Annotated in this window: 12 protein-coding genes and 1 pseudogene; 7 read left to right on the forward strand and 6 right to left on the reverse strand. The window is 73.7% G+C overall.

The genetic code is table 11. The features are described from left to right. Positions 1–468: 468 nt before the first annotated feature. The 5 genes and pseudogenes from EJG53_RS09665 to EJG53_RS09685 all read left to right on the forward strand — a co-directional run bounded on the left by EJG53_RS09665 (position 469) and on the right by EJG53_RS09685 (position 6218). Positions 469–1983: an SDR family oxidoreductase gene (locus tag EJG53_RS09665; protein WP_125044522.1), complete on the forward strand. Its 1515-nt coding sequence runs from the start codon at positions 469–471 to the stop codon at positions 1981–1983. Between the two features lie 285 nt (positions 1984–2268). Beyond that, complete coding sequence (locus EJG53_RS09670; RefSeq protein ID WP_125044523.1) at positions 2269–3084, forward strand: DNRLRE domain-containing protein; 816 nt, start codon at positions 2269–2271, stop codon at positions 3082–3084. Positions 3085–3265: 181 nt separating this feature from the next. Beyond that, positions 3266–3955 (forward strand): DNRLRE domain-containing protein, encoded by a 690-nt coding sequence (locus EJG53_RS09675; RefSeq protein ID WP_125044524.1) that lies wholly within the window; start codon positions 3266–3268, stop codon positions 3953–3955. Positions 3956–4093: 138 nt separating this feature from the next. Further along, positions 4094–5373 (forward strand): annotated as a pseudogene (locus EJG53_RS09680) (VWA domain-containing protein). Then, the gene (locus tag EJG53_RS09685) at positions 5373–6218 is read left to right on the forward strand and encodes a hypothetical protein (protein ID WP_125044525.1); all 846 of its coding nucleotides are present in this window, start codon (positions 5373–5375) and stop codon (positions 6216–6218) included. Before EJG53_RS09680 ends, EJG53_RS09685 begins: the two are co-directional and overlap by 1 nt. 76 nt (positions 6219–6294) lie before the next feature. Here the strand turns inward: EJG53_RS09685 and EJG53_RS09690 are convergent, their stop codons facing one another. The 5 genes from EJG53_RS09690 to EJG53_RS09710 all read right to left on the reverse strand — a co-directional run bounded on the left by EJG53_RS09690 (position 6295) and on the right by EJG53_RS09710 (position 10993). Beyond that, entirely contained in the window at positions 6295–6525 is a 231-nt protein-coding gene (locus EJG53_RS09690) for a phosphopantetheine-binding protein (protein WP_031012127.1), read from the reverse strand. Positions 6526–6530: 5 nt separating this feature from the next. Next, complete coding sequence (locus tag EJG53_RS09695) at positions 6531–7163, reverse strand: isochorismatase family protein (protein ID WP_125044526.1); 633 nt, start codon at positions 7161–7163, stop codon at positions 6531–6533. Positions 7164–7212: 49 nt separating this feature from the next. Then, entirely contained in the window at positions 7213–8874 is a 1662-nt protein-coding gene (locus EJG53_RS09700; RefSeq protein WP_125044527.1) for a (2,3-dihydroxybenzoyl)adenylate synthase, read from the reverse strand. Next, a complete protein-coding gene (gene dhbC / locus EJG53_RS09705) occupies positions 8871–10076 on the reverse strand; it encodes an isochorismate synthase DhbC (protein WP_125044528.1) in 1206 nt (401 codons plus the stop codon). The genes EJG53_RS09700 and dhbC overlap by 4 nt, the downstream gene beginning before the upstream one ends. Positions 10077–10204: 128 nt before the next feature. Further along, on the reverse strand, positions 10205–10993 hold the full coding sequence (locus EJG53_RS09710; protein WP_125044529.1) for a 2,3-dihydro-2,3-dihydroxybenzoate dehydrogenase: 789 nt from the start codon (positions 10991–10993) through the stop codon (positions 10205–10207). Between the two features lie 109 nt (positions 10994–11102). Between EJG53_RS09710 and fhuB the strand changes: the two genes are divergently transcribed. Beyond that, positions 11103–13469, forward strand: a complete 2367-nt coding sequence (gene fhuB, locus EJG53_RS09715; RefSeq protein ID WP_244955075.1) for a Fe(3+)-hydroxamate ABC transporter permease FhuB — start codon at positions 11103–11105, stop codon at positions 13467–13469. 4 nt (positions 13470–13473) lie between these two features. Next, positions 13474–14730: an enterochelin esterase gene (fes, locus tag EJG53_RS09720; protein ID WP_125044530.1), complete on the forward strand. Its 1257-nt coding sequence runs from the start codon at positions 13474–13476 to the stop codon at positions 14728–14730. A 74-nt stretch (positions 14731–14804) separates the two neighbouring features. Here the strand turns inward: fes and EJG53_RS09725 are convergent, their stop codons facing one another. Next, positions 14805–16256, reverse strand: a complete 1452-nt coding sequence (locus EJG53_RS09725; RefSeq protein ID WP_125044531.1) for a DHA2 family efflux MFS transporter permease subunit — start codon at positions 16254–16256, stop codon at positions 14805–14807. Between the last annotated feature and the right edge of the window lie 3 nt (positions 16257–16259).

A 16259-nucleotide genomic window follows, 5' to 3' on the forward strand; every position in this document is an offset into this window, starting at 1 on the left:
ACTCTATCAGATCCTCGCGGTCCTGATTTCCGCCGGTGCGTTTCGGCCTTTCGGCTTCTTCGCGGTTCCAACCTTACCAGATCCGTTCGGCGTTTCCGCTTTCCGTTTCCGGCCCCTGTTGGAGCGGGTTTTCTTCGCGCCTTCCGGCGTGTTCACTACTTTAGCGGTTTTCCCTGGCGACTCATAATCGAGTCGCTGTTCCGAATTTCGGCATGCCGAAATTCTTCCCGTTGAGGAGCCGTGCAGTGGTGATGTGCCGGTGTGGCGTGAAGGCTGTCGCGGCGCCTGACGGCCCCGTGGCAACTCGGAGAACACTACACGACGGGCCGGAGGGGCCAAAGGCACCCCCCTCCACTGCCGCGCCGCATTCGCGGGCGCCTGCCGCGCGGGGTAGGAGCGAGGTAGTAGGTGTCAGAAGGCGCGGGGGCCGAGCGGCCTTCGGGACCGAGCGGCTGTGGGAGGCGCGGCGTGGAACGGTGTCTGGTGACCGGGGCGAGCGGGTACATCGGCGGGCGGCTGGTGCCGGAGCTGCTGGCCGCGGGGTACCCGGTGCGGTGTCTGGCGCGTACGCCGGGGAAGCTGCGGGATCACCCCTGGTCGGAGCAGGTGGAGACGGTACGGGGCGACGTCACGGACGCGGAGTCGCTCACGGCGGCGCTGGAAGGTGTCGGGGTCGCCTATTACCTGGTGCACGCGCTGGGCTCGGGCAAGGATTTCGAGGACACCGACCGCCGGGCGGCCCGTACGTTCGCCGAATGCGCGCGGAAGGCCGGCGTGCGGCGGATCGTCTATCTGGGCGGCCCGGTGCCGAGGGGTGTCGACCGGCGCAAGCTCTCGCCGCATCTGCGGTCGCGGGACGAGGTGGGGCGCATCCTGCTGGAGTCCGGGGTGCCGACCGCGGTGCTGCGGGCCGCCGTGATCATGGGGTCGGGCTCGGCGTCCTTCGAGATGCTGCGATACCTGACCGAGCGGCTGCCGGTCATGGTGACGCCGAGCTGGGTGCGTACCCGTATCCAGCCGCTGGCGGTCCGGGACGTGCTGCACTACCTGGTGGGCTGCGCGGCGCTGCCGGAGTCGGTGAGCCGGGGCTTCGACGTCGGCGGCCCGGACGTACTGACGTACCGGCAGATGATGCAACGCTACGCGCGGGTCGCGGCGCTCCCCCGCCGTCTGATCGTGCCGGTGCCGGTGCTGACGCCGGGGCTCTCCAGTCACTGGGTGGGGCTGGTGACGCCCGTACCGGCGGGGATCGCGCGTCCGCTGGCGGAGTCGCTGCGCCACGAGGCCGTGGCCGAGGAGCACGACATCGCGCGGTACGTACCGGACCCGCCCGGCGGGCTGACCGGCTTCGACCGTGCGGTGGAGCTGGCGCTGCGCCGGGTACGGGAGGCACGGGTCGCCACCCGCTGGTCGTCGGCCTCGGTGCCCGGGGCCCCCAGCGACCCGCTGCCGACCGACCCGGACTGGGCGGGCGGCAGTCTCTACACCGACCGCAGGGCACGCCGGGTGGACGCCTCGCCCGAGGCGCTGTGGGACGTCATCGAGGGCATCGGCGGGGAGAACGGCTGGTACTCCTTCCCGCTCGGCTGGACGTTGCGGGGGTGGCTGGACCGGCTGGCGGGCGGTGTCGGGCTGCGCCGGGGGCGGCGGGACGCGGAGCGGCTGCGGGCCGGTGACTCGCTCGATTTCTGGCGGGTCGAGGAGATCTACCGGGGTCGGCTGCTGCGGCTGCGCGCCGAGATGCGGCTGCCGGGGCTGGCGTGGCTGGAGCTCAAGGTGGGACGGGACCGGGCGGGCCGTACGGTCTATCTCCAGCGGGCGGTGTTCCATCCGCACGGGCTGGCGGGCCATGCGTACTGGTGGAGTGTCGCGCCGTTCCACTCGGTGGTGTTCGGCGGGATGGCGCGCAACATCGCCACCGCGGCGCGCGAGCGGGACGCGTCGGCGGGACGGGCGCAGGGGGTGGCGGGAGGAGCGGCGTAGGAGCGGCGACGCGAGGCGCCGTGCCGGAACGTCCATGTCGATGCGGAGCGCCGGGCAGCGGACAGCGGACAGCCGCAGGGAACAGCGGAGACGTTGACGCGATATCCCCGCCCGAGGGCCGCGCGCACCACCCGTCTGCCGTCACCCTCCGTCCTCATCCTTCCGACGAACGAGTGAATTGTGAGGCCGGCGGCTTCCCCCGGACGGCCGCAGGGGCGGCGCGGCGTGCGGGTGGCGGTGACGGGCCCTTGTACGTTCGCCGCTCCCGGCAATGAGAGGTGCGCAATGCCCACATCCCGTTCCCTCACCGGCTGGAAGCCGTCCGGCCCGTGGTATCCCGTCCTGGTCTGCGGCGTCGTCGGCGGCCTGGCCGTCCCCTCCGCCTGGGCCGCGGGTTCCGACGCCCACGACACGAAGCCGCGGTCGTCCGCGGCCCAGCAGGCGGAGTTCCGGCGGGCCTCCGAGCAGGCCGCCTCTTCCGGCCGGCGGGTGGAGGTGCGGTCGCAGCGCACCGACACCGTGCGGGTGTACGCCAACCCGTCCGGCACGTACACCACCGAGCAGAGCCTGCCCGAGGCGCGCGCTCCCAGGGGGCCGGTGGGCCTGTGGACCAGCGTCAACAAGAAGTATCCGAGTACGTCCTACTGGGCGAAGACCGGGGACGTCGCCCGCGTCGGCCACGAGAACGAGACGGGCGGGACCTGGCGCTCGTTCATCACCATGGGCACCAAGGACCTGCAGCGGACCGGGACGATCAAGAGCGCCGCGTTCGAGATCAAGAACACCTACTCCTGGTCGTGCGCCAAGCGGCCCGTGCAGCTCTGGGACACCGGCCGCGCCTACAAGAGCACGACGTGGAATGAGCAGCCGAAGTGGTACAAGCTGCTGGCCACCGTCACCGACGCCAAGGGCCACAGCGCCAGGGAGTGCCCGGCCGGCGTGCTGGCGTTCGACGTCACGGACAACGCCAAGGCGGCGAAGGCCAACAAGTGGCCGGACATGACCCTGGGGCTGCGGGCCGCGAACGAGAACGACACCTACGCGTGGAAGAAGTTCGCCCCGAGCACGGCGAAGCTGGCCGTCACCTGGTCCAAGGGCTGAGCCCTTCAGCACCCCCAGCGCCCCGGCCCCGGGGCCGCCGTCACCCTCCGTTCATCGTCTTCCGTCGGTCGAGTGAATACGCGGCCGCCGCTGTCACGGTCGGACGCGGTGGGAGCGCGGTGTGCGGACGGCGGGGAAAGGCTGGAAACCGTTCAGCCGTTCCCCGCACTGGAGGCAGCTCATGCCCACATCCCGTTCACTCACCGGCCGGAAGCGTTCCCGGTCGGGATACGCCCTGCTGGCCTGCGGTCTCGTCGGCGGCCTCGCCGCCCCGGCGGCCGTCGCCGCGAGCCCCGGCACGCAGACCGGGCACACCGGCATGTCGGTCAGCAAGCAGCGGCAGCCCGGCCCGGCCGCTCCCAGGGGCCGCGTGGGCCTGTGGACGAGCGTCAACCAGGCCCACCCGAACAGGGTCTACCACGGTCAGACGGACGACATCGCGCGCGTCGGCAAGCGGGACCTCAGGAACAATCGCGAGCTGAACGGTGTGTGGCGCTCGTTCATCACGATGGGCAGCCAGGACCTGCACCGGCCCGGCACGATCCGGAAGGCCGAACTCCGCGTCAGGAACGCCACGTCCCAGTCGTGCGCCCCCTACAACGTCGAGGTCTGGGACACCGGACGGGTCTACCCGTCCACGACGTGGGACCGGCAGCCGCGGTGGTACCGGCTGCTGGGCTGGGTCTCGCCCGCGCCGCGGCCCTGCCAGAACCGCACCCTGTCCTTCGACGTCACGGCGAGCGCCCGGGCGGCCCAGCACAACCGGTGGCCGAGCATGACCCTGGGGCTGAAGTCGACGAACGAGCGGAGCTCGGACGCGTACAAGACCTTCACCCCGTCCACGGCCAGACTGGTCGTGCACTGGAACTAGCACCGCCCGCACGCTCCCCGGCCGCCCCGGTGACCGCTCGGTCCGCCGGGGCGGCCGCGCGTCCTCCGGGCCCTGATCTCCCGTCAGCGGTGTCCGCCCGTTTTGATCGCCGAGCCCGATCGTCAATACGATCCGGCGATGATCACAAGAAAACGGCTGGCGGCCGGGGTGTGCGGCCTGCTCGCCACCTTGGCCGTGGGGCTGCTGCCCACCTCCGCGGCAGCCGCCGACGAACCGGACACGAAGAAGCCCTCCCCCAAGGTCGAGCTGGTGCTCGACGTCAGCGGTTCGATGCGGGCGCGGGACATCGACGGGCAGAGCCGGATGTCGGCGGCGAAGCAGGCGTTCAACGAGGTGCTGGACGCGGTGCCGGGCGAGGTCCAGCTCGGCATCCGTACCCTCGGCGCGAACTATCCGGGCCCGGACCGGCAGACCGGGTGCAAGGACACCAAGCAGCTCTACCCGGTCGGACCGCTCGACCGGACCGAGGCGAAGACCGCGGTGGCGACGCTCGCCCCACCGGCTGGACGCCGATCGGCCCGGCCCTGCTGGGGGCGGCCGACGACCTCAAGGGCGGTGACGCGACCCGCCGGATCGTGCTGATCACCGACGGCGAGGACACCTGCGCCCCGCTCGACCCGTGCGAGGTGGCGCGGGAGATCGCCGCCAAGGGCATCCACCTGACCGTGGACACGCTGGGGCTGCTGCCGGACGCCAAGACCCGCAAGCAGCTCAGTTGCATCGCGGAGGCCACCGGCGGTACGTACACCTCCGTCCAGCACACCAAGGAACTGCGGGACCGGGTGCACCAGTTGGTGGACCGGGCGGCCGATCCGGTGGTGACGCCGGTCGCGACGCAGGGCGCCGACCAGTGCGCCAAGGCGCCGGTGCTCAAGCCGGGTCTGTACACCGACCGGGAAAAGTTCGCCGAGCACCGCTGGTACCGGGTGGACGTACGGCCCGGCCAGGAGCTGCGCGCGTCGGCGAGCATCGGCGCCGACCGTGCCGTCAACAACGACTACGGCGTGCTGCTGCGCGCCTCGACCGTGCACGGCCGGGAGATCGTGCGCGGCTCGGAGGCGGGTGACGGGCGTACCGACGTCATCTCGTCCGGGCTGCGCTACCCGAAGGCGCCGCTGAAGAACGCCGACGGCGCGGCGAAGGACGCGCCGGAGACGGTCTGCCTCCAGTTGAGCAACTCCTTCGCGGCGCCGGCCGGGGTCAAGACCGAGCCGGGGCTGCCGGTGGAGCTGGCCGTCGACGTCGTGGACGGCCCGTCGGACGCCTCGGACGTGGCGTCCTTCGGTCTGGGCCGCGGCTGGTGGTTCCTGGGTGCGCTGGTGCTCGTCGGCCTGGTGGCCGGTCTGCTGTGGGGCTGGCTGTCGCGCTGGCGTGTCGCCGTCTGGAGGACCAACTGATGCGTACGCGTACTTTTGTGACCGCCGCGCTGCTGGCGGGGGCCGCGCTCTTCGGTACGGCGGGCGGGGCGGTGGCGGACAGTCCGTCGCCCTCCGCGAGCGGGAGTGCCGAGGGGCCGACGGAGGCGGGGACGTCGTTCCGTACCGCGACGCCGGTGCAGCCGGGGCAGCGGGCGACGGCCGGGGCGTCCACCGGTGACTACCTGTACTGGGCGGTGCCGGTGGACACCGGGCAGCGCGCCACGATGAAGGCGAAGGTGTCGCTGCCCAAGGCGGCCCGGCACGGCGCGGCGACCTGGCAGCTCGACGTGTACGACGGGCTGCGGCGGCGTCAGGCGTGCACGTACGGGCCGCAGACCAGGGCGGCGGCCGCGGACGCGGCTTCGGTGGAGCTGTCCTGCACGCTGCGGACGGTCCGTTCCTGGGCCGAGCAGTCGTCCAACGATCCGCTGCCGGGCACGTACTACGTGCGGCTGACGGTCACCGATCTGCCGCAGGACGACCTGGGTCTGCCGGTGCACGCGGAGTTCGAGCCGACGGTGGCCGGGACGGGCGGCGCGTACGCGGTGGACGGCAAGCTGGCCACCCCGCTGGTGCCGGGGGCCGCCGCCGCGAGCCCGAAGGACGGGGAGAGCGCCTCCCCGGAGCCGTCGGCGTCGGCTTCGGCGGCGGGCAAGCGGTCGGTCGCCGCGTCCGAGCCGGAGGGCGGCTGGTCCTCGGGCCGGTGGTCCGACCGGTGGGCGTGGACGGCGGCGGGCGGTGTGCTGGCGGCGCTGGCCGGGATCGGCGGGTACGCGATGACGCGCGGCAGCGGCCGTCCGTCGCGGGTGCCGCCGGGCGTCTGACGGCGCCACGCGGATACGGAGCGGGGCGGTGCGCGGAGCGATCCGCGTACCGCCCCGCTGCCGTACGTACGGAGGCTCAGCCGGTGGCGCCGAGCAGCACCGCCCACTTCTCCAGGGCGGGCTCCTCCGAGAGGTCGGTGACGGCGACCTCGATGCCGTGGTCACGGTTCCAGCGGCCGGCCAGGGCCATCAGGCGGACCGAGTCGAGGCCGTAGTCGACGAGGTTCTCGTCGTCGGGGATGTCGGCGGGGTCCTCGCCGAGGACGTCCGCGACGTCCTTGCGCAACTGCTCCAGCGTCAATGCCATGGGGGTCACTTCCCTTCGAAGACGGTGGCGGTGGTGGTGACCACGGCACACTTGGCGGCCGCCCAGCGCAATGCCATCGCGTGGTCGTCGGCGGAGAAGTCGGCCACCGCGTCGGCGACGAGGAACGCCTGGAGGTCGCGCATCCAGGCGTCACAGGCGGTCATCATGACGCCGATGTGGGCGTAGACGCCGGTGATGACGAGCTGGTCGCGGCCGAGGCCGCGCATCCGCTCTTCGAGGTCGGTGCGGACGAAGCCGCTGTACTTCCACTTGGTCAGCACGGTGTCGTCCGGGCCCGGGGCGACCGCGTCGGCGATGGCCGCCGCGTGCTCGTCGGCGGGCAGGCCGGGGCCCCAGAAGTCCTGCTGGAGACCGCGTTCCTCGGGCGTCTGGCCGCCGGGCTGCGCGGTGTAGAGGACCGGGATGCCGAGCCGGGCGGCTTCCTTCTTCAGCGCGGCCACGTTGCGCAGCAGGTCGGTGGCGGGGGACGCCTGGGTGTCGAAGGCCGACAGGAAGTAGTTCTGCAGGTCGTGGACGAGCAGGACGGCGCGCGACGGGTCGGCCTTCCAGTCCACGCGGTTCGCGGGCAGGTCGCCGGCGGACGGCATGGGGTAGGGGGCGATGGCGGGCAGGGCCATGGTGCGGTGCGGTCCCTTCAGGACTGTGGAGGCGGAGGGTCGGGAGCGGTCAGGCGTCGCCGGTGGCGGAGGTCGCGGCGGACCGGAGGTCCTTCTTGGAGATCTTGCCGACGCCGGTCTGCGGGAAGGCGTCCACGAACACGACGCGGTCGGGCACCTTGTAGGCGGCGAGGCCGCGGGCCCGGACGAACTTCTTGACGGCGACGGGGGTCGGCGCTTCGGCGCCGGAGCGCAGGATCACGTAGGCGAGGGTGCGTTCGCCCAGGTACGGGTCGGGTTCGGCGACCACGTTGGCGTCGTGCACCGCGGGGTGCGCGAGCAGGTGGTTCTCGACCTCCTCGGCGGCGATCTTCTCGCCGCCGCGGTTGATCTGGTCCTTGGCGCGGCCCTCGACGACGAGGTGGCCGGTGGGGGTGAGCCGGACGACGTCGCCGGTGCGGTAGAAGCCGTCCGCGGTGAAGGAGCGGGCGTTGTGCTCGGGCGCCTTCCAGTAGCCGCGGATGGTGTACGGGCCGCGGGTGAGCAGATGGCCGGTCGCGCCGACGGGCAGGTCGTTGTCCTCGTCGTCCACGACGCGGATCTCGTCGTCCGGGGAGATGGGCCGCCCCTGGGTGGTGACGATGGTCTCCTCGGGGTCGTCCAGCCGCGTGTAGTTCACCAGGCCCTCGGCCATGCCGAAGACCTGCTGGAGGGTGCAGCCGAGGGCGGGCCGGACGCGCCGGGCGGCCTCCTCGCTGAACTTGGCGCCGCCGACCAGCAGCACGTCGAGGCTGCTCAGGTCGTACGGCGTCGTGGGCGCGGCCTCGGTCCAGACGAGGGCGAGCGGCGGGACCAGGCCGGTGATGGTGACGCGTTCGCGCTCGATGAGCGGGAACGCCACGTCCGGGTTGGGCTGCGGGCTCAGCACGACGCGGGCGCCCGCGTACAGGGCGCCGAGCGAACCGGGCGAGGAGAGCGGGAAGTTGTGGGCGGCGGGCAGGACGCACAGGTAGACGCTGTGCTCGTCCACGCCGCACAGCTCGTTGGAGCCCCACAGCGAGTAGATGTAGTCGTCGTGGGTGCGCGGGATGAGCTTGGGGACGCCGGTGCTGCCGCCGGAGAGCTGGAGGAAGGCGAGGTCGTCCGGCGCGGGCTCGTCCCAGGCAGCCGTGTCGGAGGCCGGGTCGGCCGGTACGTCCGAGAGCGCCTCGAAGGGGCCCGGGTCGCCGCCGGTGACGAAGACGTGGCGCAGGCCCGGGACGTCGTCGCGTACCGTCGCGGCCAGGGCGCGGTAGTCGTAGCCGCCGTGCTCGGCGGCGATGACGTACGCGGCGGCGCCGGTGAACTCGCAGAAGTAGCGGATCTCGGTCTCGCGGTGCGCGGGCAGCGCGAAGACGGGGAGGGCGCCGAGGCGGAACAGCGCGAAGATCACCTCGAAGAACTCGGCGACGTTCGGGAGCTGCACGACGACCCGGTCACCGCGGACGATGCCGCGCGCGTGGAGTCCGGCGGCGAGCCGGGTGGCGCGGCGGTCCAGCTCCGCGTACGTCCAGCGGCGGCCCTCGCCGGCCGGGTCCACGACGGCGACCCGGTCCGGGTGGGCGGCGGCCCGGTCGCGCAGCATCTGCCCGAAGGTCTCGCCGCGCCACCAGCCCGCCTCGCGGTAGCGCTCGGCGAACTCCGCGGGCCAGGTGGGCGCGTGGGAGTGGGCGTAGGCGTACTGATCGGTCACAGTTCGGCTCCGACGGCGCTCAGGAAGGTACGGAACTTGGCGCCGGTCTCGGCGGTCTCGGCGCCGGGGTCGGAGGCGGCGACGATGCCCGCTCCGGCGTACAGACGCAGGGCGCGCTCCTCGGCCTCGGCGCAGCGGATGGTCACCACCCACTCGCCGTCACCGGACGCGTCGCCCCAGCCGACCATACCGGTGAAGAAGCCGCGGTCGAACGGTTCGGTGTCGGTGATCACCTGCCGGGCGGTGTCGGTGGGGGTGCCGCAGACCGCCGGGGTGGGGTGCAGGGCGCAGGCCAGCTCCAGGGCGGAGGTGTCCGGCGCGGCGAGGGTGGCGGTGACGGTGGTGGACAGGTGCCACATGGCGGCGGTGCGCACCAGGGTGGGCCGGACGGGGACGTCGAGGTCGGAGCAGTACGGGGCGAGGGCCCGGTGGACGGCGTCCACGACGACGGCGTGCTCGTGCAGGTCCTTGGCGGACTCCAGCAGGGCGGCGGCCCGGCGGACGTCCTCGGCCAGGTCGTCGCTGCGCGGTATGGACCCGGCCAGCGGGTTGGCGACGACGCGCCGGCCGCGCCGGGTGACCAGCAGTTCGGGGCTGGCGCCGAGGAGGGTGCGGCCGGGCGCGGTGGGCAGCGCGAAGGTGTAGCCGGAGGGGTCGCGGCGGGCCAGTCGCTGGAGCAGCGCGGGGATGTCGAGCGTCTCGGGGGTGGTCAGTTCGAGGGTGCGGGCGAGGACGACCTTGCTGAACTCGCCGCGCCACATGCGCTCGACCGCGGCGGCCACGCCGGCGCCATAGACCTCGGGGGCCGGTACGGGTCTGATGTCCCAGTGGGTCGCGGCGGGCGGGTCGGCGGGCAGCGCGATCAGCGGGTCGGCGGTGAGCGGCGGCGCGGTGCGGACGGTGGCGGGCACGGTGAGCGCGGACGGGGCCGTCTGGTCGAAGGGCACGGCGCCGATGACCATGGGGGCGTCGTGCCCCGCGGCCTGTGCGGCGCCAAGGGTGGCGGCGACCCGCCGGTGCAGGGGGCGTTCGTCGTGCGGGACTTCGCTGTGGGTGCCCTGCGCGAGGATGGTGCGCGTGGGCGTGCCGAGGAAGCGGGCGCCGGGGGTGTAGGCGCCCAGGAGCGAGGTGGCCGCTCCCACGGCGGGGTGGGCCGTCTCGGCGAGGGGGACGTGCGTGGCGACTTCGGGTGCCGTCGGCACGGGAGCTCCAATTCTCGGAAGGGTGCGAGGTTCCGGGGTATGGCTGATACGGGTGGTGGTGCGGAGGGGGCGTGCGGAGAGCGGGGGTGCGGTGTGCGCGCGTCCCGGGCGGCGGGGCGCGGCGCGGGTCACCGCAGGGTGGCGCCGCCGTCGACGTACAGCTCCTGCATGGTGATGTGCCGGGCGCGGTCGGAGGCGAGGAAGACGACCGCGTCGGCGATGTCGGACGGGTCGGCGATCCGGCCGAGAGGGATGCCGGTGCGGTACGTCTGCGGGTCGCCGGCGATGACACGGCGGGGGGCGTCGTCGTCGGTCCACAGCGCGCGTTGCATGGCGGTGTCGGTGGAGCCGGGCGCGACGATGTTGCAGCGCACTCCGCTGCGGGCGAGTTCGAGCCCCAGACATTTGGTGTACATGGCCGCCGCGGCCTTGGAGGCGGCGTACGCGGCCATTCCGGTACGGGGGACGCCGGCGGCGTTGGAGCCGACGGTGACGATGCTTCCGGCGCCGCGCTCGACCATGTGCGGGGCGACGGCGCGTGACGTGTGGAAGACGCCGGTGGTGTTCACGGCGAAGGTGTCGGCCCAGTCGGCGTCGGTCAGCTCGGCGGCGGCGCCGGGCCGCAGGATGCCGGCGACGTTCACCAGGACGGCGATCGGGCCGAGTTCGCGCTCGACGCGTTCGACGGTGGCGTCGACCGCGGTGCGGTCGGTGACGTCCATGGCCTCGGTGGTGACGGTTCCGGCGCCGTCGTCCCCGGCGGGCGCTGCCGCGGGTGCGGTGCGGTCGGTGGCCACGACGTGGGCGCCCTGTCGCGCCAGGGCGGCGGCGACCGCGGCGCCGATGCCCTGCCCGGCGCCGGTCACCAGCGCGATACGGCCGGTGAATTCGGCACGGCCCGGTATGTGCTCAGGCATGAGCAACCTCCCCATTTGTTAGGCAAGCCTAACCTAATATAGGACAGGCGCCCAGCCACTCTGCCATTCCGCCCGCACGCCGCAGAAATGGTTAGGCTAGCCTCACCTTATGCAAAAGCAGCGTACGGGTATAGCCACCCCGCCCTCCGAACACGGCGCCGAAGGCGTCGCGTTGCCGGGCGCGGTGGCGCAAAAGGCTGCCCGACCCCCTGCCGATGACCCGCGCTTTGCCTCCGGACGACCCGCCGCCGGCCCCGGCGAGCGCACCGAGGACGAGCACCCCTCGGAAGAGCGTCCCGCCGGCACCACGCGCCGCACCGTCGCGCTCGCCGTGGCGGGCTTCACCGCCGCCGTCCTCGTCCTGGCCGCCGTGTCCCTGTGCGTCGGCGCCGGCGAGGTCGGCGCGAGCGGCGTCCTGGACTACCTGCTCGACCGCGGCGGCGCGCGCAGCGACCCGCGGCTGGCTCTCGTCGTCGGCGACCTGCGGCTGCCCCGTACGCTCACCGCCCTGCTCGTCGGCGGCGCGCTCGGCGTCGCCGGGTGCCTGCTCCAGGCCGTCACCCGCAACCCGCTCGCCGAGACCGGTCTGCTCGGCGTCAACGCCGGGGCCTCGTTCGGTGTCGTGGCGGGCATCGCGCTGCTGGGCCTGGACAGCGGCTACGCCTACCTGGTGTGCGCGTTCGCCGGGGCGGTGGTCGCCAGTGGACTGGTGCTGCTCATCGCGGGGCGCCGGGGCGGTGGTTCGCCGATGCGGCTGGTGCTGGCCGGATCCGCGCTGGGCGCCACCTTCGGCGGGCTGACCAGTGTGATCGTGGTGAACTCGGCGGAGACCTACGACCGGTTCCGGTTCTGGGTACTCGGTTCGCTGGCCGGGGTGGAGGGGTTCGGCGAACTGGGCCGGCTCGCGCCCGTGCTCGTCGTCGGGTTCCTGGTGGCGCTGCTGGTCGCCCGGCCGCTGTCCGCGCTGGCGCTCGGCGACGACCTGGCCCGCAGCCTCGGCCACCGGCCGCCGGTGATCCGTACGGTGGTCGCCGTCGGCGTGACGCTGCTGACCGCGGCCGCGGTGGCGCTGGCCGGTCCCATCTCCTTCCTCGGGCTGCTGGCGGGCTTCCTGGCGCGGGCGGTCGCCGGGACCCGGCTCGCCGCCCGGCTGCTGCTGGCCGGGCTGATCGGTGCCGCCGTCCTGGTCCTCGCGGACGTGGCGGCCCGGGTGGTCTCCCGCCCGTTCGAGGCGCCGGTCTCCGTCATCGTGGCGCTGATCGGCGCGCCCGTCCTCATCGGCATCGTCCGGTCCCGGCAGCTCACCGCGATGGGCATGACCGAACCGGCGACCGAGGAGCGCACGCCGGGCAAGGCGGCGCGCGGCGTACTGCACGCGCTGCGGGAGCGCCTGACGCGCCGTCTCCCGAAGCCCCGTGCCCCGAAGCCCGGCCGGGTGCGCCCCGCCGACACGTTCGTGCTGCGCCGCGGCCCGCTCTCCTTCCTGGTCGCCCGGCGCGCCACGCTCGCGGGGCTCCTGCTGGCCGTGCTGCTCCTGGTGGCGGTGGTGCTGTCCGCGTACGCCGGGCAGAGCGACATGGGCGTGACCCGCACCTTCCAGGCGATCTTCGGCCAGGGCGACCGGTTCGACGTCCTGCTGGTGCAGAAGTTCCGGCTCGGGCGCATCGTGGCCGGGCTGGCGGCGGGCGCGGCGCTGGGCCTGGCCGGCTGCCTCACCCAGACGCTGGCCCGCAACCGGCTCGCCACCCCCGAACTGCTCGGCGTGAACGACGGCGCGACCGCCGCCGTCCTGCTGTCCGTCACCCTCAGCGCGACCGGCACGTTCGGCGCCTGGTGGGCGGGCCCGCTGGGCGCGCTGGTCGCGGCGATCGTGGTCACCGTCGTCTCCGGGGGCCTCGGACAGCGCGGCTACCGCGTGCTGGTCGTGGGCCTGGCGATGTCCGCGCTGGCCTCCGCCGCCACCCAGGTGGCCCTGTCCCGGCGCTCGCTCAACTCGGCGAGCTCGCTGTACGTGTGGACCTCGGGCAGCCTCAACGGACGCAGCTACGCGGTCGCCGTGCCCGTCCTGATCGGCCTGGCCGTGCTGGTCCCGCTGAGCCTGGCGGTCGCCCGCCATCTGGGCGTGCTGCGCTTCGACGACGCCACGGCCTCCTCGCTGGGCGCCACTCCGGGCCGTACGCGCGCGGTGTGCCTGCTGCTGGCGGTGGCGCTGGCGGGCCTGGCCGTCGGTATCTGCGGGCCGGTCGGTTTCGTGGCGCTGGCCTCGCCGGTCATCGCGTCGCGGCTGGCGGGGCCGCTGCGGGTGCCGCTGGTCGGCACGATGCTGACGGGCGCGCTGCTGGTGGTGGCGGCGGACACGGTCGGCAGGATCGTTTTCGCGGGCACGGAGGTGCCGGTGGGTGTGGTGACGACGGTGCTGGGCGGGCCCTTCCTGCTGTGGGTGCTGCTGGGCCGTTCGGCGGCGACCCGTGTCTGACGCGATGTCTTCTCCTGACGCACCCGACGAGAGGGGTACGGAAGTGACCGCTGTCCGGAGTCCGCTGCTGCGCGGCCTCGCCGAGGACGTACGGGCCGGACGGCCCGGCGCCGAGGAGGAGTTCTGGCACCGCGCCGAGGCGGCCGGGACGCCGCTCGTGGAACCGGACCCGGACGGCGAGCCGGGCCACGTCCTGGTCACGTTCGTTTGGCGGGACGATCCGGCCCGCCCGGCCACCGACGTACTGACGCTCCTCCACACCGTCACCGACCGGGACCGGCACGCGGGCGACCTGACGCCGAACCTGATGACCCGCGTCGAGGGCACCGCGGTCTGGGCCCTCAGCCACCGGCTGCGCTCCGACCACCGCGCCTCGTACCAGTTCCACCCCGGCACCGGCCCGCGCGAGGACCTGCTGCGTACGGACCGCAAGGCGTGGCTGAAGGTCCTGGACAGCGCCGTCCCCGACCCGTTGAACACCGCGCCCGTCCTGCCGTCGCGGGACGGCCGCAACCCGGCCTCCGTACTGGAGCTGCCCGGCGCCCCGGCACAGCCGTGCACCGGCCGCAGGCCCGACGCGGCGCGCGGCACCTCCGTACAGACCCAGGTGGACGGCAGGAACATCACGGCTCATCTGCCGCCCGGCCACCGCACGGACGGCGGCCCGTACGCGGTCGCGGTACTGCTGGACGGCGAGATGTGGGGCCCGGTCCTCGGCGCCGGTGACCTGCTCGACAATCTGCACGCCGACGCCTCCGTACCGCCGACGGTCGCCCTGCTCGTGGACACGATGGGGCGGCGGATGGAAGACCTCAGTTGCAGCGGGGAGTTCGTCGACTGGCTGGCGGACACGCTGCTGCCGTGGGCCGCCGACGCGTACGGGGCGGGGCTGCGCCCGGAACGTACCGTCGTCGCGGGGCAGAGCGCGGGCGGCCTGACCGCGGCATACGCGGCCTTCCGGCGACCGGACCGGTTCGGTCTGGCGCTCTCGCAGTCCGGCTCCTTCTGGTGGCCGGACGACGAGCGCGGCACCGAGTGGCTGACCGGCCAGTACGCCACCGCCGAACGCCGTCCTGTGCGCCTGCGCCTGGAGGTCGGCCTCCAGGAGTGGATGCTGCTCGCGGAGAACCGCCGCCTGCGCAACGTCCTGCGGGCGCGCGGCTACGACGTGACGTACGAGGAGTTCAACGGCGGGCACGATTACGCGTGCTGGCGTGGGGGGCTGGCGGCCGGGCTGGCGGATCTGCTGTCCGGCGGCTGAGCCCCCTCGCCGACGCACTGCGCCCCGGACCCGAGTGCGGGTCCGGGGCGCGGTCGTATCCGGTGCGGCGCGGCTCAGCCCGCCGCCGGGGCCGGTGCCCCCTCCCCCGCTTCCTCATCGAGGTCGTCGTCGAACGGCGGCGGCTGCGGCGGTTCCTTCGGCAGCCGCAGCGCGACCAGCGCGCCCACCGCGACCAGCGCGGCCGTCACCCACACCGCGAGCCGGTACGGGCCCGGCCCGGTGCCGTCGGTGCCGTGGCCGCCGATCACGCCCGCGCAGACGGCGATGCCGAGGGCGCCGCCCAGGGTGCGCACGATCTGGAAGAGGCCCATCGCGCGGCCCATGTCGGGCGGCGCGATGTTCTCGAATCCGGCGAGCTGGACGGTGAGCACGGCCGTGCCGAGTACCAGGCCGATGGCGAACATCAGGGCGCGCACCAGCCAGGCGTTGTCCGCTGCGCCCGGTACGGCTAGGGCGGCGAAGACCACCGCGGCCAGCAGCAGCGCGGGCACCACGAGGCGGCGCGGGCCGATGCGCGGCAGCAGCCGGTCGACGACCTGGGAGGCGAGCATCAGGCCGATCGCTTCCGGGAAGACGCTCAGGCCCGCGTCCAGGGCCGAGGCGCCCAGCGCCGCCTGGTAGAGCAGCGGGAAGACGAACAGCACGCCCATCAGGCCGGCGGCGGTGAGCACCGCGAGCGCGGAGGCCGTGCCGTATGCCCGTCCGGCCAGCAGCCGCAGCTTCAGCAGCGGCTCCGGCGTGCGGAGCTGGTGGATGACGGCGGCGGTCAGCAGGGCCACTCCGAGTACGGCGCTGACGGCGACGGCGGGCTGCGTCCAGCCGTGCGACGGCCCGAATCCGAGTGCGTACGTGAGCAGTCCGAGGCCCGGGGTGGCGAGCCAGAACCCGGCTCGGTCGAACGGCCCCGGTACGCCCTCGACGTGCTCGCGCAGGCCGAGGACGCCGAGCAGGACGGCGGCGGCGCCGATCGGCACGTTCACGAAGAACAGCCAGTGCCAGGACAGGTGCTGGGTGAGGAAGCCGCCCAGCGGCGGGCCGAGCGCGGGCATCAGGGCCGTCGGAACGATCAGCACCTTGCCCAGCTTGGCCCGTTCGTGCGGCGGGAAAGCGCGGAACAGCAGGGTCATGCCGACCGGGGTCAGCAGGCCGCCCGCCAGGCCCTGCACGGCCCGCGCCACGACCAGCGCGGACAGGCTGGGCGCCAGACCGCAGGCGGCCGAGGCGGTGGTGAAGACGGCGAGCGCGCCGAGGAAGACGCGCTTGGTGCCGTAGCGGTCGCCGAGCCAGCCGGCGACCGGCAGGGCCAGCGCGAGGGCGACGAGGAAGGCCGTCTCGACGGTGTTGGCGGCGGAGACGGGCTGCCCGAAGTCGCCCGCGATGGTGAACAGGGCCGGGTTGACGATGGTCGAGTCCAGGCCGTTCATGCACATGGCGGCCGTGTAGACGAGGACGACGGCGGTTCTCGGGTTCAGCCGGGGCCGGGTCGTCGGTTCGGTGGTGGTCACCGG

The organism is Streptomyces chrestomyceticus JCM 4735 (genome assembly GCF_003865135.1).
Taxonomy (GTDB): domain Bacteria; phylum Actinomycetota; class Actinomycetes; order Streptomycetales; family Streptomycetaceae; genus Streptomyces; species Streptomyces chrestomyceticus.